At 61.2% G+C, this 22211-nt stretch carries 11 protein-coding genes; 5 read left to right on the forward strand and 6 right to left on the reverse strand.

Translation table 11 applies throughout. The features are described from left to right. Positions 1-122: 122 nt before the first annotated feature. The 3 genes from actP to acs all read right to left on the reverse strand — a co-directional run bounded on the left by actP (position 123) and on the right by acs (position 4142). Positions 123-1784, reverse strand: a complete 1662-nt coding sequence (actP, locus tag ATE40_RS22255) for a cation/acetate symporter ActP (protein WP_063919657.1) — start codon at positions 1782-1784, stop codon at positions 123-125. Next, positions 1781-2092, reverse strand: coding sequence for a DUF485 domain-containing protein (locus ATE40_RS22260; protein WP_019453431.1), 312 nt, complete (start codon positions 2090-2092; stop codon positions 1781-1783). The genes actP and ATE40_RS22260 overlap by 4 nt, the downstream gene beginning before the upstream one ends. 91 nt (positions 2093-2183) lie before the next feature. Next, a complete protein-coding gene (gene acs / locus ATE40_RS22265; RefSeq protein ID WP_019453430.1) occupies positions 2184-4142 on the reverse strand; it encodes an acetate--CoA ligase in 1959 nt (652 codons plus the stop codon). Positions 4143-5043: 901 nt separating this feature from the next. On the opposite strand from acs, the gene gltP reads away from it, so the two are divergent. Continuing rightward, complete coding sequence (gltP, locus tag ATE40_RS22270; protein WP_015376334.1) at positions 5044-6360, forward strand: glutamate/aspartate:proton symporter GltP; 1317 nt, start codon at positions 5044-5046, stop codon at positions 6358-6360. A gap of 275 nt (positions 6361-6635) precedes the next feature. After that, positions 6636-7979: a condensation domain-containing protein gene (locus tag ATE40_RS22275; protein ID WP_063919658.1), complete on the forward strand. Its 1344-nt coding sequence runs from the start codon at positions 6636-6638 to the stop codon at positions 7977-7979. Between the two features lie 42 nt (positions 7980-8021). Here ATE40_RS22275 and ATE40_RS22280 read toward each other — a convergent pair whose 3' ends face one another. Then, positions 8022-11117, reverse strand: a complete 3096-nt coding sequence (locus ATE40_RS22280; protein ID WP_063919659.1) for an amino acid adenylation domain-containing protein — start codon at positions 11115-11117, stop codon at positions 8022-8024. Positions 11118-11181: 64 nt separating this feature from the next. Next, on the reverse strand, positions 11182-12792 hold the full coding sequence (locus tag ATE40_RS22285) for a condensation domain-containing protein (RefSeq protein ID WP_063919660.1): 1611 nt from the start codon (positions 12790-12792) through the stop codon (positions 11182-11184). A 533-nt stretch (positions 12793-13325) separates the two neighbouring features. Between ATE40_RS22285 and ATE40_RS22290 the strand changes: the two genes are divergently transcribed. From ATE40_RS22290 to ATE40_RS22300, 3 genes are all read left to right on the forward strand, one after another. Further along, positions 13326-15419: a TonB-dependent receptor gene (locus ATE40_RS22290; protein WP_063919661.1), complete on the forward strand. Its 2094-nt coding sequence runs from the start codon at positions 13326-13328 to the stop codon at positions 15417-15419. A gap of 78 nt (positions 15420-15497) precedes the next feature. Then, positions 15498-18407 carry a condensation domain-containing protein gene (locus tag ATE40_RS22295; protein ID WP_063919662.1) on the forward strand — a complete coding sequence of 970 codons (2910 nt, stop codon included), beginning with the start codon at positions 15498-15500 and terminating at the stop codon, positions 18405-18407. 47 nt (positions 18408-18454) lie between these two features. Further along, a complete protein-coding gene (locus ATE40_RS22300) occupies positions 18455-19687 on the forward strand; it encodes a YncE family protein (protein ID WP_063919663.1) in 1233 nt (410 codons plus the stop codon). 59 nt (positions 19688-19746) lie between these two features. Here the strand turns inward: ATE40_RS22300 and ATE40_RS22305 are convergent, their stop codons facing one another. Beyond that, positions 19747-22029: a TonB-dependent siderophore receptor gene (locus tag ATE40_RS22305; protein WP_025159574.1), complete on the reverse strand. Its 2283-nt coding sequence runs from the start codon at positions 22027-22029 to the stop codon at positions 19747-19749. Between the last annotated feature and the right edge of the window lie 182 nt (positions 22030-22211).

Consider the following 22211-nt stretch of genomic DNA (forward strand, 5'->3'; position numbering starts at 1 on the left):
AAAACAAAAAAGCGCAGCTACGCTGCGCTGCTTTACCCAACTTCTCTCCGACAGGCAGCCAGAGAAAAGGCCCCGAAGGGCCTTTGATTAGGGTGTGTTTGCTTTTTTCACTTATTATTCGGTTAATGCGAGCTGCCCTGAGAGATGCCCAGTCCGGTTTGCGAACGGACAAACTGGGCCCGGAAGCGTTCCCTTTCTTGCTGTCCAGCCAGCGAGCCGTCGGTTATCGAGAACAGCCAGGTGCCGACAAAGGCCACGATCATCGAGAACAGCGCCGGATATTCATACGGATAAATCGGTTTTTCATGGCCGAGGATCTGCACCCAGATCGTCGGGCCGAGGATCATCAGTATCACCGCCGTCAGCAGGCCCAGCCAGCCGCCAATCATCGCGCCACGGGTAGTCAAACGCGACCAGTACATCGACAGGATGATGATAGGGAAGTTACAGCTGGCGGCGATGGAGAACGCCAACCCGACCATAAAGGCGATGTTCTGCTTCTCGAACAAAATCCCCAGCGCAATGGCGACCAGCCCCAGCACCACGACGGTGATCTTGGAGACCTTCAGCTCATCGCGCTCGGTCGCCTTGCCGTTTTTCATCACGCTGGCGTAGAGATCGTGGGACACTGCCGAGGCGCCGGCCAGCGTCAGGCCCGCAACCACCGCCAGAATGGTGGCGAAGGCTACCGCCGAGATAAAGCCGAGGAAGAAGTTGCCACCAACGGCATTGGCCAGGTGCACCGCCGCCATGTTGGTGCCGCCCAGCAGCGCGCCGGTGGCGTCTTTGAACGCCGGATTGGCGCTGACCAGCAAGATGGCGCCGAAGCCGATGATAAAGGTCAGGATATAGAAGTAACCGATAAAGCCGGTGGCGTAGAACACGCTCTTGCGCGCTTCCTTGGCGTCGCTGACGGTGAAGAAGCGCATCAGGATGTGCGGCAGGCCGGCGGTGCCGAACATCAGCGCCAAACCGAGCGACAGCGCGGAGATCGGATCGGAGACCAGGCCGCCGGGGCTCATGATGGCGATGCCTTTCGGGTGCACCTTCACCGCTTCGGCGAACAGGGTATTGAAGTCGAAGTTAACCGACTTCATCACCATCAGCGCCATAAAGCTGGCGCCTGCCAGCAGCAGCACCGCTTTGATGATCTGCACCCAGGTGGTGGCCAACATGCCGCCGAACAGCACATACAGCACCATCAGAATGCCGACCAGGATCACCGCCACGTGGTAGTTGAGCCCGAACAGCAACTGGATCAGTTTGCCGGCGCCGACCATCTGCGCGATCAGATACAGCGCCACCACCACCAACGAGCCGCAGGCCGACAGGGTGCGGATCGGTTTCTGCTGCAGGCGGTAAGAGGCGACGTCGGCAAAGGTATAGCGGCCGAGGTTGCGCAGGCGCTCCGCGATCAGAAACAGAATGATCGGCCAGCCGATGAGGAAGCCGATGGAGTAGATCAGGCCATCATAGCCCGAGGTGTAAACCAGAGCGGAGATGCCGAGGAACGAGGCGGCGGACATGAAGTCGCCGGCGATCGCCAGGCCGTTTTGCAGGCCGGTGATACGCCCGCCTGCGGTGTAGTAGTCCTGACGGGAACGGGTGCGTTTGGACGCCCAGTAGGTGATGTACAGGGTGGCGCCGACAAACAGGATAAACATCACGATCGCCTGGATGTTCAACGGCTGACGATGCACTTCGCCGCCGATGGCGTCGGCGCGGGCCAGGCCGGGCAACAGCAGCAGCGCGGCGGCGGAGAGGGCGGAACATAAGCGTTTCATTGTTTCACCTCGCGCAGAATTTCTGCGGTGAGGCGGTCAAACTCGCCGTTGGCGCGAAACACGTAGATTCCGGTCAAGACGAAAGAGATCACGATCAGCCCGACGCCGACCGGGATCCCGCGGGTGATGGTCGATCCGACGGCGATCGGCGTGCCGAGCCACTGAGGATCGAAGGCGATCAATAGAATAAAGCCGACATACAGCGCCAGCGTAATCAGCGAAAGCAGCCAGGCGAACCGGCCGCGTTTTCTTACCAGCTCTTTAAAGCGCGGGTTTTCTTCAATCCCTTGATAAATGGTGTCATTCATCAGTGTGTCTCCAGTCGGTATTGAGAGAGTACGCCGCGCCAGGGCCGCTCAACGGCGCGTTATCCGAATGAGCGGCCTGAAGCGGCGTAAATTATGACGGTACTTTCATTGATTGTTTTTCTTCCAACAGCTTGTCGACTACGGCCGGATCCGCCAGCGTGGAGGTATCCCCCAGGTTGCTGGTGTCACCGGCGGCAATTTTGCGCAGGATACGCCGCATGATCTTGCCGGAACGCGTTTTGGGCAGCGAATCTGTCCAATGCAGCACGTCCGGCGTGGCGATCGGCCCTATCTCTTTGCGCACCCAGTTGCGCACTTCGGCATAGAGCTCCGGCGTTGGTTCTTCGCCGTGGTTCAGCGTGATATAGGCGTAGATCGCCTGGCCTTTGATGTTATGAGGAATGCCGACCACCGCCGCTTCGGCGATTTTCGGATGCGACACTAGCGCGGATTCGATCTCGGCGGTGCCCAGACGGTGGCCAGAGACATTCAGCACGTCGTCGACGCGGCCGGTGATCCAGTAATAACCGTCCTCGTCGCGGCGGGCGCCGTCGCCGCTGAAGTACATGCCTTTGAAGGTCGAGAAGTAGGTCTGCTCGAAGCGCTCATGATCACCGAACAGGGTGCGCGCCTGGCCCGGCCAGGAGTCGACGATCACCAGGTTGCCTTCGCAGGCGCCCTCCTGCGGTGTGCCGACGTTATCGACCAGCGCCGGCTGTACGCCGAAGAAAGGCCGCGTGGCGGAACCGGCCTTCAGCTCAGTGGCGCCCGGCAGCGGAGTAATCATGAAGCCGCCGGTTTCGGTTTGCCACCAGGTGTCGACGATCGGGCATTTCGCGTTGCCTATCTTGTTGTAGTACCACTCCCAGGCTTCCGGGTTGATCGGTTCGCCGACCGAGCCCATGATGCGCAACGAATCGCGCCGGGTGCCCTCGATCGCCTTGTCGCCTTCGGCCATCAGGGCGCGAATGGCGGTTGGCGCGGTATACAGAATGTTGACCTGATGCTTGTCGATCACCTGCGACAGGCGGTTGACGCCCGGGTAGTTAGGCACGCCTTCGAACATCAGGGTGATGGCGCCGCAGGCCAGCGGGCCATACAACAGATAGCTGTGACCGGTGACCCAACCCACGTCGGCGGTGCACCAGTAAACGTCGCCATCGTGATAGTCGAAGACATACTTGAAGGTCATCGCGGCGTACACCAGGTAGCCGCCGGTGGTGTGCAGCACGCCCTTCGGCTTGCCGGTCGAGCCGGAGGTGTACAGGATAAATAGCGGATCTTCGGCGCTCACTTCTTCTGGCGGGCAGTCGGCGGAAACGTCCTGAGTCAGCTCATGCCACCACAGATCTCGCCCTTCCTGCCAATACCCCGGTTTACCGGTGCGTTTGAACACCACCACGTTCGCCACGCTGACCACGCCGGGATTTTTCAGCGCGTCGTCGACGTTCTTTTTCAGCGGCACGGCGCGGCCGGCGCGCAGGCCTTCATCGGCGGTGATCACCAGTTTGGCGTTGGAATCGATAATGCGTCCGGCGACCGCTTCCGGCGAGAAGCCGCCGAAGATCACCGAATGGACGGCGCCGATGCGCGCGCAGGCCAGCATGGCGACCGCCGCCTCCGGCACCATCGGCATATAGATAGCCACCACGTCCCCTTTTTTCACGCCGAGCTTTTTCAGCACGTTGGCGAACTGGCAGACATCATGATGCAACTGTTTGTAAGTCACTTTCTTGGATTGGGTCGGATCATCGCCTTCCCAGATGATGGCGGTTTGGTCGCCGCGCTCGGCCAGATGGCGGTCCAGACAGTTGGCCGACAGGTTCAACGTGCCGTCTTCAAACCAACGAATGCTGACGTGGCCCGGATCGAACGAAGTGTTTTTAACTTTGGTATAGGGTTTGATCCAGTCCAGGATTTTGCCATGCTCACCCCAGAAAGCCTCTGGGTCTTGAACCGACTGTTGATAATACTGTTGGTATTGTGCCGGATTAATCAGGGCGCGTTCTGCAATTGCAGAAGGAATAGCGTGTTTATGCAGTTGGCTCATAGCTTTTCTCCTTGAAGTTGTTAATGATATGTCAACTGAAGGTTAAGTATAGTTTGCTACGATTCTTTGTTTCTTTTTTGCGCGGCAGATCACGCAACAAAGATATTGATTTGTAATAGTTCTGTCGCATTTGCAGGGCGTATCTATCTCTTTGGCGTTTAAATCATCATAAACCCGCGTTTTTAGCCAAAAATACTTATCTAAAGAACAAAAAAGAATAAACAACGCCGAGACTATTTGCCTCGTGCTTAATAGCGTGGGGAAGTATTGGCATTATTCCGCGCTATAAATCTTTTTGGATTATTTTTCGCTATTAATATTCGAAGTTGGTATTAACGCGATATAACGATAGACGGCACATCCTGAAATAACGTTTTATTAACCTTTAATTCCTGATGAAAAGTCGGGTGATACCCGAGGGTATTCACTCTGCGGCATCGCTCGATTTTTAAGCTAAATATAAAGTGGCGCTGCATTTATGAGGGAAAGTGTCACTCGGTAAATTCTCATTTAATTGACTTTTGAGTAACAAAATATAAACATTTGTCGTGGACTAAATATGCAGAATGGACGAAAAATAACGCATTTTAATGGCGTTCAAAAAAACGTCGTCGGCACGGTTATGTACTTCATTATATGAAAAATTATGTTTTTAATAACAAGCAATTATGCCATTTGAAATAGTAACGCGAAATTTTTGTGATTCGATTCAGCGCTCAACCCTGACAAATCAAGGCTTGCAGAGCATGCCGCCCGGATGATACAGATTTATACTGCGTCGCACCCAGGGCAGGTGAACGCTTCCACTGAATTAACATAAGCCTGTAATAAATGATTAAGTATTCTTTTCGCTGTGTTGCGACTTTGTACGGCGGAAAGAGTCTTTGAGGACTTTTTGGGTATGAAAAGTGTAAAAATTAGCCTGGCTTGGCAAATCCTGATCGCGTTGGTACTGGGTATTATTGTTGGCGCGGTATTGCACAACCAGACCGAATCTCGTGAGTGGCTGGTAAGCAATATTCTCAGCCCGGCGGGTGATATCTTTATTCGTTTGATCAAGATGATTGTAGTGCCGATCGTTATTTCCACGCTGATCGTCGGCATTGCCGGCGTGGGCGATGCGAAAAAGCTGGGCCGCATCGGATTGAAAACCATTATTTACTTCGAAGTGATCACCACCGTTGCCATCGTGGTGGGGCTGACGTTAGCCAACGTATTCCAACCCGGCCACGGCATCGATATGTCGACGCTGACCACGGTGGACATTTCGCAGTATGAGAAAACCACCGAACAGGTGCAAAGCGGTTCGCACAGCCTGGTGGCGACCATTCTGTCGTTGATCCCGTCGAACGTCTTCTCGTCGATGGCCAAGGGCGACATGCTGCCGATTATCTTCTTCTCGGTGCTGTTCGGTCTGGGCTTGTCGTCGTTGCCGAAAGAGACCAAAGAGCCGTTGCTGAAGGTGTTCAAGGCGGTGTCCGAGAGCATGTTCAAAGTCACCCACATGATCATGCGCTATGCGCCGATCGGGGTGTTTGGCCTGATTGCGGTCACGGTAGCCAACTTCGGTTTCGCTTCGCTGCTGCCGTTGGCCAAGCTGGTGGTGCTGGTGTACTTCGCCATCGCCTTCTTCGCCCTGGTGGTGCTGGGGGCGGTCGCCCGGCTGTGCAACCTGCGCATCTGGACGCTGATCCGCATCCTGAAAGACGAACTGATCCTGGCCTATTCCACCGCCAGCTCGGAAACGGTGCTGCCGCGCATCATCGAAAAGATGGAGGCTTACGGCGCGCCCAAGTCGATCACCAGCTTCGTGGTGCCGACCGGTTACTCCTTTAACCTGGACGGCTCGACGCTGTATCAGAGCATCGCCGCTATCTTTATCGCCCAGCTGTACGGCATCGAGCTGTCGCTGGGGCAGGAGATCGTGCTGGTGCTGACGCTGATGGTCACCTCGAAAGGGATCGCCGGCGTGCCGGGCGTTTCGTTCGTGGTGTTGCTGGCCACGCTGGGCAGCGTCGGCATTCCGTTGGAAGGCCTGGCGTTCATCGCCGGCGTGGACCGTATCCTGGATATGGCACGCACCGCGCTGAACGTTGTGGGCAACGCGCTGGCGGTGCTGGTGATCGCCAAGTGGGAACACCAGTTCGATCGCAAGAAAGCGCTGGCTTACGAAACGGAGTTCCTGGCGCAAAAGGTGAAGCCGGCCAATCAGGCCTAACCACCGAGTATCGCCTACGTTAAAAACGCCCCGGGCCCCGCGCCTGGGGCGTTTTGCTTTTATGTCCTTTCAGCCTGCCACTTTCTTTTCTCTGCCCCCGCTACGTGACTTGCATCCCCGCTTAACAGAATCTAAAGTGTTACCAAATTATTGGAAATGATAATAGATGTTATTATCATTTTCATTTGATGATGTATGGAAACACGCAAAAGCGGTTGAACGGCGGAATGTCGTCCGTGCGGCGCTTTTATTCAGGCTTATCAAAGGTAGGTAACATGTCGGACACCGCTTTGGCCTCTGAATGGTTGCCGCTGGCGCCAGCGCAGCTTGATTTCTGGGAAGAATACACCTTGCACCCCGGGCAGACCTTATCCACCGTCGCGCATTGCACCGAACTGTGCGGCGCGGTAGAGGAAGAGGCGCTGTGTCGGGCGATCGCCGTCACGCTTGCCGAAACGCAGGCGTTTGCCCTGCGCTTTGGCGAACGGCGTGGCGACCATCCTCCGCCGTTACGGCACGATCCTCAGCGCATACCGTCATTGCAACGCATCGATCTGCAAGCGCATCGCGATCCCTGGCAGGCGGCGCAAAGCCTCATGCGCGAGGATATAGCGCAGCACCGGGCGCTGCACAGCGAAGCGTTAGCCGCAACCTGGCTGCTGAAGCTGGCACCGGAGCGCTACCTCTGGTACGTGCGCGCGCACCATATCTTGGTCGACGGTTTCGGCATGGCGCTTATCGAACACCGCTGCGCCGCGTTATATGCGCACTACCTCGGCCAGGGCAACGCAGGCATCCCTCTGGGCGCCTTTGGCCCCTTTCAACAGGCCGAGCTGGCCTATGCCGACTCCGAGCGCTGCGAGCGCGATCGGCGCTTTTGGCAAGCCTACCTGCCGTCGTCGCAGGCGTTGCCGACGGTGCGCAAGGGCGGCGCGGCGTACGGCGTGCGGCGTTTGAGCGCCAACCACCGGCTGCCGGCGGCGGTGTCGCAACGTTTAACGCAGCTGGCGGAGCGCAGCGGCATCAATTGGCCCGACTTGCTGGTGGCGTTGTCGGCGGTCTGGCTGTTTCAGGTGATGCCGCAGCACACCCGGCAGGGCGATACGCTGCCGATGTGGATGCCGGCGATGAATCGCCGCGGGCAGGCCGCCACCAATGTGCCTGCGCTGGCGGTCAATACCCTGCCGCTGCTGGTGTCACCGTCGCAAGCAGAGACGCTAGGGGGCTTTCTGACCGCTCTGACGCAGCAGCTGCGCGAGCTACGCGGCCACGCCGGCTACCGGCTGCGCCAACTGGCCGTCGATCGCGGAGTGGCTCCGGACTCGCGTTTCTTTATTTCCCCTTTCATTAATGTGCAACCCTTCGATGCGCCCCGTTTCACCGGCTGCAGCGGCGCCCGGCGCGTGCTGGCCGGCGGTTCGGGTGACGGTTTCAACCTGACTTATCGCGGCCGCACCGACGCCCGCGATCTGCAGGTGGATATCGATATCTATCTGGAACAGTTCCCGACGGAGGATGCGCTGAACTATGGCGAGGCACTGCAAGAATTCCTGTTGCGTGCGCTGCAACGGGATGCGTGGGAACAGCCGCTGGCGGGTCTGACGGCGCTACCCGCCTGATAAAATACGGGCGGGGGATATCCCCGCCCGAGTGGCATGGCTTCAGTTGGTCAGTAACGCCGCCACTTCACGCGCGTTCTTGCACGGCAGGAGCGAACTGCTCACCAACCGGGTGCCGAAGGCGTCATTGAGGCGCTCCGCCACCTGTTTGATATGCGGCAGTTTCAGCCCCATGGCGATAAACGCCGTCTCTTCTCCCCATTCCGGGCGCGGCGTCACGCCGATCGCCTGCCAGTAAATGGTCAGGATCTCTGCGCTGCGCGCCAAAGGCGCGTGCGGCGGCGGTGCCGCGCAGGCGTTCAACGCCGGCGCGGTTTGCTGGTGGCTCAGGTCGGCGCGGATGCGATGGCGGTCGGTTTTACCGTTGGCAGACAACGGCAGCGCCTCGGCATGGATAAAGCGCGTGGGAATATGGGTACAGGGCAGATAGCCGGTGGCGAAGGCACGGATCTCGGACAGCGGCAGCGGTTTGCCGTCGCGAGTCAGATACAGGGCGCCGAGCGCCGCCTCGTTGTTCTCTCCGCTGGGATAATCCACCACCACCATATCCTGAATCGCCGGATGACGGCGCAGCACGTCTTCGATTTCCGGCAGTGAGACGCGTACGCCGCGGATCTTCACATAGCCGTTCACTCGGGTCGCGAACATGATGTTGCCGTCCGCGCGATAGTAACCCTGATCGCCAGTGCGGAAAGCGCGTAGCGGCTGCCCATCCGGCCCTTCGAGGGTGATGAAATCATGCTGCTTCAGCTCCCCCTGTTCCAGATAGCCCAACGCCAGGTTGACCCCGGCGGTATGGATGCGGCCGACCACGCCGGCCGGGCAGTGGCTGCCGTCGTCATGACAGATGAAATAACGGTTGGCCGGCAGCGGGCGGCCGTAAGGCACGGTGCCGCTCTCCTGCGGGGCGATCGGGTGCCAGATGCTCCAGATGGTGGTTTCGGTCGGCCCGCCGAGCGAGAACAGCGCGAGATCCGGGCGCAGGGTGCGCAGGGTTTGCACCGTCGCCGGCTTGATGTAGTCGCCGCCTTGCGCCACCAGACGCAGCGAACGCAGGCTGTCGGCCGTCTTGCAGGTGAGCAGCATCTCCAGAATGGCAGGCACCGAACACCACAGGGTGACCCGATGTTTTTCCACCAGCTGATTCCAGCTGATGGCGTCTTTTTCCTGATGCGGCGCCGGCAGCACCAGCGTAGCACCGGCGCACAGCGAACCGAACAGATCGAACATCGACATGTCATGGTGCGGCGGCGTGACGGAAATGAACACGTCGTCGGCGGTGACCGCCCAGCGCTGCTGGGTCTGGTGGACGACGTTGGCGGTGGCGCGGTTGTTGAGCACCACGCATTTAGGCTTGCCGGTGGTGCCGGAGGTGTACAGGTAGTAGCTCGCGGTCAGGCTGGCGCTGCGTTCCGCCAGCGTCTGTTCATCCGCCAGCGCAGGCGCGCGATCCGTCGGCGCCAGCAGGATCGCCGGCGTGACGCCGATCGGCGTCTCCAGATCGCCGCCGTGCACCACCAGCGTTGGCCGGCAGTTCTCCAGCAGGTAGGCGGTACGTTCCGGCGGCGAGTTGATATCGATAGGCACCCAGATCACGCCCTGCAGGGCGCAGGCGAGGCTGAAGATGACCTGTTCCGGGCTGCGCGGTAGATACAGCGCCACCACATTGCCCGGCTGCACGCCGCGGCTCTGCAGGTTGGCGATCGCCGTGGCGATCCGCTGGCCCAGCTCATTATAGGTCAGCGTCTGCTCGCCGCAGATCAGCGCGTTGCCGCCGTTCTGCGCGCCAAACAGCCGCTCGGCCAGCTGCGCCAGATAAGGATAAGGCGCGTAATTCGCTTCGCTGTCGTTGTGGCGGTAATGCGCCAGATCGATGAAGTCTCGCGGCGCGATTGTCAGGTCGGCGCGTTGGCAACTGTGCAGGATGCGCTGCTGCAAGGCCGCCAGCATGGCCTCGACCTGCTCGCCGTGCAGCGCCTGTTCGGCGTAGTCCACGCACAGCTGCAGGTTCTTTTCACTGTCCAGCGTCAGGCGAATGTCGATGGCGACCTGCGGCGTTTGGGTCAGGCCGTCGTGGAAGCGCACTGGCGCCTCGGCCGGCAGCGTTTCCCAGCCCAGACAGTTGGTCAGGATCACCGGCAGCGCCGGGCCGCCCTGGCTTTGGCCGAGCAACTGTCGCGCCAGATCGACGCCGGAAAATGTCAGGTGGTCGAGCGCGCCAAGCACGTCGTCCTGCAAGGCTTGCGCACGCTGGATAAAGTCTTCGCCGTAGCGGGAATAACGCACCGCCACGAAGCTGGAGGCGTTGCCCAGCGCGCCGTCGGCGGCGGGGAACGCCACCGGTACGCCGACGCACAGCTCGCCGTCGGTGGTCCAGTGGGCCAGCGTATCGAGGATCAGCGCCGACAGTAGGCTGTTGCGCAGCAGCGCATGCGGCGATCCCAGGCGGCCGAGCCGTTTTAGCGTGTCGTGCGGCAGCGTCAGGGTGGCGCGGCGATAGCGTGATGAGGTGAGATTGGCGAGCGGGGCGCGCCACGGCAATGCCGACGGGGTGGTGACATCCTGCAGCTTGTCGCGCCAGTAGGCCGCATCGGCCTGACGCTGCGCCGCCGGGGCGGCCGGGGGCGGCAGCGCGGCGGCGGTCGGCGCCAGAGGGCGATCGTCGAACAGGCGCGCGATCACGCTGGAGATCCCCTGGCCGTCGAGGATCAAGGCATCGAAGCTGGTGAAGATCAGCGTATCGTACGGCGATCCCGTCGGATCCTGCTGTTCGGCAAGCTGGATCACGGCGATGCGCCACAGCGGCTGGCTCGGATCGTGGCGCTGGTGGGAGTAGTGCTCGCGCAGCTGTTCGAGCTGGCGCTGCGCTGCTGCGCCGTCAAGAGAGCGCAAGTCGTGGCGATCCAGGTGCAGCGCAACCTCCGGGCGCACGTGCTGCGTGCCGCGCTGCACATCGATGCAGGTGCGAAGCGCCGGGTAGTGCTGTACCAGCTCGGTCAGACGCGCTTCAAGGCGCGGCACATCCAGCTGCCGGGCGCGGTATTCGCGAAAGTCGTGCATCGCCACGCCGCCGAGCGGCCATCGATCGCTGCGGCCAAGAAGATAGGCCTGCTGCAGTGCGGTTAATGCTGTCTCCATGATACTTCCCTATAGTCGCTAACCGATTAAAACGAGTCGGGCGCCACGCGCCCGGAAACCGATCTCAGTGCTGCGGCGCCAGGGCGGCGAGCAGCGTTTTTGCATTTCGCCCCGCCTCGGGCGAACGTTGGCAAATCAGCGCCGCCAGCGCCGCCGGGGAGGGATGGGCCGCCAGATCCTGCGCCGTCAGCGCCGCCGTCAGATACTTGTTGAGCACCGTCAACAGCGCATTCACCCCGGCATCCGGCAAGGCCAACCGGTGGATATCGTCGTGGTCGCGCAAGTCGGCCTCGAGGGCCACCCGCGCCAACAGCCGATGCAGCACCTGGCGCACCGGTGCCTGCTGCGCCAGCGCGTCGGGCGTACATTGCGCCAGCAGCTGCGACAGCGGGCGATCGAATGCCCCCGCTTGCCGCGCAGCCAGGTGCAGCAGCGCCCGGTAACAGGCCAGCAGGCGCGGCAGCACGTGCTCGGGAAACGCGTCCAGCCGCACGTCCCAGTTGATCAAAATGCCGTCGTCGACGTGGGCGACCTGCGCATCCAGCGCCACCTGCGGCCCCTGAGAGATCACCCAGCCGAGACGGCCGAAGGTGTCGGCGACCCGTTCGGAAAACAGCGTCTTGCCGCGGATGCCGAAGCCGGCGGTAAACACCACCGGTGAAGGCTGCAGGCTGCCGTGCAGGCGCGACAGATCGCGCATCACACTGACGCCGGGGTAATCCGCATGCTCGATCAGCTCCGCCAGCTGCGTCATCAGGCGTTGGCAGAAGGCGTTCAGGTTTTCCGTCGGATTCAGTTCCACGCCGAGCAGCACCAGGTTAGAGAAGTCGCCGATGAGGCGCTGCGCGTCCTCCCGCTCGCTCTCGCGGTGGAACAGCGGCACGTTGAGCCGAAAGCGCGTCATGTTCCAACCCTGGCCGACGGCCAGGGCGAACAATGCGAGAAACAGCGTCGAGAGGGAGGTGTGGTGCCGTTTGGCGACGTTCTCCAGCGCGCGGCTCTCTTCTGCATTCAGCTGTACGGCCAGGCGATCGCTGCGGCAGCGGTCCGGCGTGCGCAGCAGGCGCGGCGCCGGCGGCACCTGCGCCAGGCGTTCGCGCCACCAACGTTGGCCGCGTTCGCGCCGCTGGCGCAGCGCGTCGTCGGCGTCGCGTTGCGCGAGGTGATCGAAATAGGCCGGCGGCGCGTCATGGGCAGGGGCCGGCGGGCACTGGTGATAAAACGCCGTCAGATCTTCCATCAACAGGCGAAAACTCATGGCATCGCCTGCGATCATGTCGAGATCGACATGCAGGCGGCTGCGCCCCGCCGGCAACAGGCTCAGGCTGATATCGCAGGGAACGCCCTGCTCCAGCGGCAGCAATTGAGTGCTTTTCGCCTGGCGTTTGGCGGCGAGCGCGGCCGCCAGCGTCGTTTCATCGGCGTGTCGCCAGTCGTCGAGATGCAAGGTATGTCGGGGGCCGGGAGGCGCGATCGTCTGCCGGCCATCGTCGGTAATGCGCAGGCGCAACAGCGGATGACGCAGGTACAACGCCTCGACGGCCTGGCGTAGCCGAGCGATATCCAGCTCGCCGCCGTCGAACTCCGCATACAGATGGGCGGCCATGCCGCCCAGAGGAGGAGCGGACTGTCGGCCAACCCAATAGGCGGCCTGCATCGTGGTTAAAGCTTTCATCGGGTATCCATTTTGATTCAGCCAACGAGACTGCAAGAATATATCCAAATGTTAATAGGAATGAAAATTATTATTATTTGATCCATTTGACGCGAGGGTGCTATCTATAAGGGGTTTTAGCTGTAACGGGCAGGCATGGGGTTGGGTATGAATAATTTATTCATATTATTCTTAGCATTGTAATTATTGTCTGTTATTGCAGCGCTTGTTTTACCTGCGAAAGTATAAGGTTTTCTGGCGGTTATCGTGGCCGCTCTCACACCTTTATTGATAATGATTTGCATTAGAAAATGCAAAATATTATCATTCTTAACATTATTTTACGTTTTTATACAAGCCGTCGGCCGCTCCGCCGGCGGCTTGGCCGTGGACGGGCCGCGCCCGTTCGGCCGCGCAAGGCATAGGTTTGCCGCAGGGATAAGCAACAGAAAGGTCGGGAAGGCCGCAGCGTCATAGTCTGTGTGAGTGTCGATGTAGGTTGTGTAAAAAAAATCAAATTTTGTGCACCTCTGGGATGAAAGGAGAAGACATCTATGGGCAAGCATTTTGCGGCTCAACGGCATGAAAGCGTAGGAAACGGGGAAAAGGCGGGGTTAAGAGCCATTGGGGCATTTTCCTCCGTATTTTTAGGCGTGTGTTCACTGGCGATCGGTAACGTCAACGCGGCGGAAACTAAGAGCAACGAAACCTACCAGGACGCGGAAACGCTGCTGGTCACCGGTGAGAAGATCAAACGTTCCATTTTCGACACCGGCTCCAGCGTGCAGGTGTTCGACAGCAACCGCATCGCCTCGATGCCCGACGCGGTGCAGATCCCCGATCTGCTGCGCATGACCCCCAACGTGGTGGATCTGGGCATCGGCAACGAACTGCCGACCGTGCGCGGTATCGACGGTTCCGGCCCGAACGTCGGCGCCAATGCTTTCCTCAGCGGCACCCGCCCGCGCCTCAATCTGTCGTTGGACGGCCGTTCGCTGACCTATAACGAACAGGCGTTCGGCCCGCAGTCGCTGTGGGATCTGGATCGCGTCGAAGTGTTCCTCGGCCCGCAAAGCTACATCCAGGGGCGCAACGCCATCGCCGGCGCCATCGTCATGGCCAGTAAAGACCCGACCTTCGAATGGGAAAGCGCCTTCAAGGGCGGGGCAGGCAACCAGCACTCGTCACAGTTGGCCGCCATGGCGTCCGGCCCGCTGGTGGAGGATCAGCTGGCGTTCCGCGTCAGCGTCGATCGCCAGCGCCGCCGCAGCGAGGCTGACCTGCCGGCCTATGCGCCAGTGGGTGATCCGCGTGAAGTGGAAGCCACCACCGCCCGCGCCAAGCTGCTGTTCAACCCGGCCGGCCTGCGCGATCTGACCACCAAGCTGACCTTTAACCACTTCGGCAGCACCGCGCCGCAAAACGAAAGCCTCAACCCGCAGCCGCATCCGACCAATCCGCGTCACGATCCGCGCCGCGCCGTGTTCAAAAGCAACATGAACAGCACTATCTGGGATCTGGCCTGGGAGTCCTCCGATGCGCTGACGTTTGAAAACCGCGTTATCTACACCGATTTCAACATCAACCGTCCGACCGCTTACAACATCCAATACGCCGAGATCGACGGCCAGGAAGTTCACGTGGAGCCGGTGGTGCGCTTCGGCGGCGCGGACAGCCGCCTGCACGGGCTGGCGGGGTTGCGTTATTTCCACGGCACGCAGGATGAGTTCGTCAACATTTTCGGCGGCTCGACCTTCAAGGATAAAACCGATACCCATTCGGCGTTCGCCGAGTTGACCTATGCGCTGACGCCGCAGGTGGACGTGACCGCCGCCAGCCGTCTGGAACGCGAACACCGTCGCCGCGACGGCGGCAGTCAGGCGGTGCGCATCGACTTCGATGAAACCTACACCGTGTTCCTGCCGAAACTGGACGTGGCCTGGAAACCGACGGATACCCAAACCTACGGCGCCAAGATCGCCCGCGGTTATAACGCCGGCGGCGGCGGCATCACGATCGGCACGCCGGTGGTCAGTTACACCTACGGTTCCGAGTATGTCTGGAACTACGAGCTGTACACCCGCCATCACCTGAAAGACGCCAACGTGGTGCTGACGGGTAACATCTTCTACAACGATTACAAAGATATGCAGCTGCCGTACTCGCTGGGTGAGAACTCCAGCGTGATCCGCAACGCCGACAAGGTGGAAACCTACGGGGCGGAAATCGGCGCCACCTGGCAGCCGCGCTGGGACTTCGAGCTGTTCGGCAACCTCGGCCTGCTGAAAACCGACATCAAAAAGTTCTCGGGCAGCGGCGTGGAAGGGCATGAACTGGCGCGCGCGCCGGCTTATACCGCCAACATGGGTGCCAAGTATCAGTTCCTGAAAGGGTGGGAGCTGAGCAGCAACGTGGCGTTCACCGACTCCTACTATTCGCAATACGACAACGACTCGCGCGGGCGCATCGGCTCCTATTGGACGGCCAACGCCCAGCTGGCTTACACCTTCGACTACGGCCGCGCCACGCTGTATGCGAAGAACCTGTTTGACTCCGACCGCCGCGAGATGATCCGAAGCAATGACATCTACACGGCGACGCTCCAGCGCGGCCGCCTGATCGGCGCGGCGGTTGAGCTGAATTTCTAACGCTATCGCAATGACGGGGGACGAATGTCCCCCGTTTTGTGCGCTATCCCGGCATGGCCGGGCAAAGGAGATAACGCAGTGATCGGTGATTTTGACAGCATTCTGAGCGATGAAGAGGCCCAGCGGCTGGAGAGCGCGTTTCAGGCGCTGGGCGCGGAATCGGCGAACGGCGAGCGGCCGGTGAGCGAAGCCGAAGAGCGGGCATGGTTTGCCCATCTGCAGCAGGGTGACGCACGCGGGCAGCGGGCGTTGGCCTGGCGCCTGACGGGGGAAGTGGATATCGCCCGGCTGACGGCAGCACTGCAGGCGCTGGTGCGGGAGACGCCGGGCGTGGACGTGCGCTACGTTTTTGATGACGAAAACGGGCTGGTTAAACGCGCCGCCGGTTCGGCGCCGTTGCCGGTGAGCCTTCGTCAGGTGGCGGACGAACAGCACGCCATTGGCTGCCTGCTGCAGGCGCAGGCGGCACCGTTTGAACTGGAAGGCGAAGCGCCGCTGCGCGGCTTGCTGTTGCTCACGCCGGACGGCGAGGTGATTTTGGGCGCAGTATTGCATGACATCCTGGCGGAAGCGCTGCCGTGGCGCCATCTGCCGCCGATGCTGTCCGCCCGTTATAACGGGGACCCAGTGCCTCTGCCTTTCGCCGCTGAGCCGGTCGAGCTGCCGGAAAGCCCGGAGCCGCAGCTGCCTTGGCTGCGCCAGGCGGTCTCGCTACAGGATTACCGCAGCCCGGCGCAGCGTGCTGAAGCCTTGCCGCCGGTGGGTTCGCGCGTGGTCACTCGCATTGCGCGCACGTTGCTGCCCGCCAACAATACGCCGCGAGCATTGCTGGCGGCGGTGGCGGGGCGGTTTGCCGAGTTCGTCGCCGCACAGGCCGGCGGCCAAACGGTGCAGCTGTGCGTGCCGGTAGCCGAAACGGCGGAATTCGTCGGTCTGGAACTGGGCCTGACGGCGGCGCCGCTGATGCGTCTGACCGTGCAGCATGGCGAGCACGACGTCGGGCAGCGGCTGCTGGCGCAGACCGTGGCTGAACAGCCGGACCCGCAGCGGGCACAGCTGCTGGTGGCCTGGCGCGACGATCTGGCTGCAGAGTGGCGGCTGGAAGGCGTTCACGCCGAGCGCCTGCTGCTGCCGCCGCTGCATACGCCGTTTGAACTGGCGCTGCTGCTGGGCTTGCCGGAAGCGGAGGCGCTGACGCTGGAGCTGGTTACCGATCCGCGTTTGTCCCCACATGCCGCGCCTTTCCTGCTGGAACAGTTCAGCGCCTTCCTGGCCGGGCAGCAAATTGCCGTCGCATTGCCGGCGGCTGAGGCCGCCTCCCCGGCGATTACCGCGCCGGCGGCGAACGGCGACGCGGACGAAAGCGTTGCGCCGCTGATTTTGCAGGAGTTCCGTGAGGCGCTGGTGGCGCCGGAAATGACCCTGGATGAAGACTTCTTCGATCGTGGCGGTCATTCGCTGGTCGCCACCCGGGTGATCGGCCGCTTGCTGAGCCTGCATCAGATCGAAATCAACATTAACGACCTGTTCAGCCATCCGACGGCGCGTGGGCTGGCGGGGTACGCCAAACGCCTTAACGTCGCACAGCCGAATGCCGCGGTGGTGACCGCCGACGATCATGATCGGGCGCAGGCGCCGCTGTCGTTGGCGCAGGAATCGCTGTGGAAGGTGTATGAAGCCTTTGGCCATGACGAGATCTTCAACCTGCCGTTCTCGTTGCGCTTCTTCGATGCAGTGGATGAAACGGCGCTGCGTCAGGCGTTTATCGACGTCATGACTCGCCATACCGTGCTGCGTTCACGCTTTGTTGAGCAGCAGGGCGAGGTGGTGCAGGTGGTGGTGCCGGCTGCCGAACTCGCGGACTACTCGTGGTTCCGCTTCTCTCACGAGACGCCGGCGGGCAGCGCCGCCGCCCTGTTGGCCGATGCCGGCCAGCACCGATTCGATCTGGCCGCCGAGCTGCCGCTGCGCGTCACGATGCTGCGCGATGCGGACAACGGCCAGCAGCTGCTGTCGCTGCTGTTCCACCATGTGGTGCTGGATGAATGGTCGCTCAACCTGATGATGGACGAGCTGGGCGTCGCTTACCGCCATCGCGTCGCCGGCCAGGCGCCGCAGTGGCGCGGGCAGCCGCCGCAGTTCCACACCTTCGCCCGGCAGCAGCGAGCCTCCGGGGTGCAGCAGCAGCATCTGGACTACTGGCTCGACGCGCTGCGCGGCGCGCCGGTCGGCCAGCCGATCTTCCGGCAAGAACCCTCTACCCATCCGGCGGTGCCGGCGCCGGCGGACGTCAACGGCGGCTGGCTGGAGTTCGAGGTCGATCCGGCCGTGGCGGAGGGCCTGTATCAGCTCGCTCGCCGCAACAACGCTTCGCTGTTCAACGTGGTGTATGCCGGTATTACCTCGGCGCTGCGCCTGCTCGGCGGCCCGGCGGATCTGCTGGTGGGCACCTCGACCTCCGGCCGTAACGACGCCGAGTTCTTCGATACCGTCGGCTACTTCACCACCGTGGTGGTGCACCGCGTGCGCTTCGACGAAGGGCTGACGGTGGCCGGCTTGGTCAGCCAGGTGAAAAACACCATCAACGGCTCGCTGCCGTACACCGATATTCCGATCGATCTGGTGGAGGAAGGGCTGTTCGGCGTGGACGCCGACCGCAAGAACCATATGTTCGAAGTGTTTATCCAGATCCACAGCCGCATCAAGCTGAATGGCGAGTTCCGGCTGCAGGACGGCAGTGCGATCGCCTACCGGCAGGTGGAGCCGGAGAAAGCAGAATCGCTGCTCGGCCTGCAGTTTGAGGTGATGGAAGACGATCTGGCCGGGAAGAAATCCCTGCGGGTGATGATGACCTACCGTCAGGATCACTACAGCAAGGAACAGGCTGATTTGATCGCCGATGGCGTTCAGCACGTCTTTACCCAGTTTGCGCAGCACATCGCTGGCGATATCGCTCTGGCGGCGCTGCCGCCCGGGCCGCAGGCATGACGTTGTTTCACTCTAACCGAAAGCATGATTTTCAAGGAGATAAAAGGATGTCTGGAACCCTAGCAACCCCGCGCGCGTTACTGTCGCTGCTGGTGGCGGCCTCTCTGGTGGTCGCCGGCGCCGCGCAGGCGAACGATGTCGGCATCAAACCGCAGGACATCAAGCGCGAGGCGCTGTCGTCGACGGTGGTGGAGATGGCCTACAGCACCTCGCAACAGGCGCTGTTCGTCAGCGCGCCGGACTGGAAGGAAGAGGCGCGCTCCCGCGTGCTGCGGCTGGATCCCAACACCCTGGCGATCAAGGCGGAGATCCCGCTGCAGGTGAAAGGCTTCGGCGTGGCGCTGAACGATGCGGGCAATCGCTTGTACCTGACGCAGGCCTTCAACGGTGAAGTCGGGGTGGTAGACACCACCACCAACCACGCGCTGGGCAGCATCAAGCTGCTGGACAAAGCGGTGCTGGAGCAGGCTTACAAGCAGGCGGGCATCAGCGGCAAGCGCCTGGATTTCCTGCTGGCGGAGCTGAAGAAATTCAAAATCACCGAGGACTACCTGTACCGCCTCCGCGAGCTCAAGTATGACGCGCAAAGCGGCCGTCTGTTCCTGCCGGGCCTGGGCTTCGGCGTCGACAGCGTGCTGTACGTGGTCGATACCAAAGCCGGCAAGCTGGAGAAAGTGATCCCGGGCTTCGGCTACAACGCGGTGGGCATCACGCTGGATGAGAAGGGCCGCAGGGTATTCGTTTCCAACATGCAGGGGCAGGTGATCACCCTGAACGCCGACACGCTGGCCATCACCGCCACGCACGAAGTGCAGGCCGATCAGCTGCTGAATCTGGTGTATGACCCGGCGAGCAATCGCCTGCTGGGCGTCGATCAGGGCATCGATCGCGACGACTACCGCAACCATCATCTGGGGCACGACTACGTGAAGCGCAGCAGCGGTCACCGGGTGTTTGCGCTGGATGCGGACAGCGGCAAGGTGCTGGCCAGCGAGCTGACGGATGAGGTGCCGATCGGCCTGCTGCTCGATGAGCGCAGCCAGCGGCTGTATGTCGCCAATCGCAAAGGCGTGCGCGTGGATCACGGTGCCGGCACGCTGACGGTGTTCGACGCCAAGACGCTCAAGCGCCTGCAAACCGTAGACCTGCCGCCGCACCCTAACAGCCTGGCGTTGGATCCGAAAGGCGACGCGCTGTTCGTGACGGTGAAAAACGACGGCGCTTCCACCAAGGCCGGCAAGCCGGAAAGCGTGGTGCGCATTCAGCTGCATACCAAATAACGCAATGGAAAGATAAAAAAAGGGGCGCCGCGGCGCCCCTTTGTCGTTGGGTCATGTCATCAGAAGTGGGTGTTGATGCTCATGTAGTAGGTACGGCCCGGTTCGTTGTAGGTGGCCGCGCCCGCGCCGGCGATGTTGACCGCGCCGGTAATCGGGTCGCCCACGTTCTGCGCGTTACCGGCGCGGAACTGGCGTTTATCGAACAGGTTGTCGATACCGGCGGTGACGCTGACGTTTTTGGTCAGGTCATAGGTCGCGCTGGCGCCGACGACGGCATAAGGGCTGACCTCGCGGGTTTCGCCGCCGGTGGCCGGTTTACCCTGGTAGTTGTACTTCTTCGGCTTCTGACGGCCGTACCAGGTCAGGGTGGACTGCATCGACAGATCCTGCGTGGCCTGCCAGCTGAGAGTCGAGTTGACGGTGAACTTCGGGATCACCGACAGGTAATCGCCGGTGGTCTTGTTCTTGTTCTCGATCATGTAGGTGGCGTTGTTGCTCCAGGTGACGGTCTCGCTGACCGGCACGTTCAGCGAGCCTTCCAGCCCTTGTACGACCGCTTTCGGTACGTTCTCCCACTGATAAACCGCCGTGCCGGTGCTGCTGGTGGCGATGCGCGAGTTACCCGCTTCAATCTTGTTGTGGTAATCGTTGCGGAAGTAGGTTACGCCGGCCAGCCAGCCTTCGTTATGGAACTCCAGCCCGATCTCTTTGTTGACGCTGGTTTCCGCCTTCAGATCGTCGTTGCCCAGCAGGTAGCAGCCGTTTCTGACATCGCTGCCCGCACACCCCTGGCCTTTGCTGTACAGTAGGTAGTTGCCGTTGGTCTGGTACAGGGTCGGTGCCTTATAGGAACGCGCGATGCCCATTTTCAGCGTGAAGTAGTCGCCCAGTTCCTGCGACAGGTTCAGCGCCGGGCTCCAGTTGTTGCCGGATTCTGAATGCAGATCGTAGCGCAGGCCCGGCGTCAGCATGGTGGTGTCGGTCAGCTCGATATTGTCTTCGGCGAACAGCGAGAAGATATGCGCGGAAGCGTAAGGGCTGCGCGTGCCGTTGCCCATGCCGGGAATGGTGCCGCCCATCAGCGTTTGGCTGGTGGAGGTACCGTCTTTCATCCGCTGTTGGGTCCACTCGGTACCCAGCGTGGCGGTCTGTGAAACGCCCAGCTCAAACGGCACGCTGACTTCGCTGTGCGCCAGGAAGTCGTCCAGCTTGGTGGTGCCGAACCCGGTATTTTTGGTGTCGAAGATGCCTTCGGTGCCGCCGGCCAGTCCTTCGTTCAGACGGGTGTTGCGGGTGCGCTCGAACTGCACGTAGTTGTTGGTGCTCACGCCGTTGTCCCAGGCACCGCGATGGGTCAGGCCGAAGGTTTCACGGTAGATGCGGTTGGTCTCTTTGCCGTAGTTGCTCTGCACCAGGGCATTGGTGTTGGTGTTCTGGGTATCGCCGGAATACAGGTTGCCCTGACGGCCATAGGCATACTCGAACTCCAATGACTGCAGATGGGCGAAGTCCCAGTGCAGCAAGGCGTCGATGTTTTTATCGACCACCCCTTCGCGCCCGGCGGGCAGGCTGCTGGCGTAGGCGCCTACGCGTTCGGATTTATGTGATTCGTTAATGTCCCAGGCGTCGGCCTGCGTTTTGCTGTAGCCGCCGAACAGGCGGAAGCTCAGGGAATCGCTCAGCGGGCCGGACAGGCTGAAGTCGGTGCGCTTGGTGGCGCCCTCCTGCTTGTGCTGCGGCACGTTGAAGTAGCCGTTCAGCGAGCCGTGCAGCGCATCGCCGGCCTTCTTGGTGATGATGTTGACCACGCCGCCCGCCGCGCCGTTGCCGTAGCGCGCCGCGGCCGGGCCGCGCAGCACTTCGATGCGTTCAATCATTTCCGGCGGTACCCAGGCGGTATCACCGCGCGAGTCGCGCTCGCCGCGCCAGCCCTGGCGCACCGAGTTGCGGCTGGAGGCCGGTTTGCCGTCGATCAGCACCAGGGTGTTTTCCGGGCCCATGCCGCGGATATCGATCTGGCGGTTGTTGCCGCGCTGGCCGCTGGTGGAGTTGCCGGTCAGGTTAACCCCGGGCATGGTGCGGATAAGTTCGCTGATGTCGCGCGCCGGCGGGCGTTTCTTGATCTCGTCGGCGGTGATGGTGGACACCCCCGGCGCCTGCAGGTTCTGCCGGGCGGCGGTGACGACGATGGTGTCTTCGCCGCGCGGTTTTTTATCCGTGGCGCCGCTGTTTTCTTCCGTGGTGGTGGTATCAGCCTGCTGTGCGGCGTTGGCGAACGCGGACGCGCCCAATCCCAAGCCGATAAGAGTGGCTAAAGAATAACGTGATAGCTTGCTTTTCATTTGAGTGTCCTACCTTGCTGCCATCCCTCGCCGAATGGAGAGAAGGGCGGTTGTAGTTTTTTGTGTAGTCGGAAATAGAAAATCGGCTGCGGCAAGGGATGCCATTGATGTATCCCCGATCCCTGTCCGTTGCGCGCAATACCAGCACGATCTCCAAGCCTTACACACTATTGCAAATGCAA

The sequence above is a fragment of the Serratia surfactantfaciens genome, from assembly GCF_001642805.2.
Taxonomy (GTDB): domain Bacteria; phylum Pseudomonadota; class Gammaproteobacteria; order Enterobacterales; family Enterobacteriaceae; genus Serratia; species Serratia surfactantfaciens.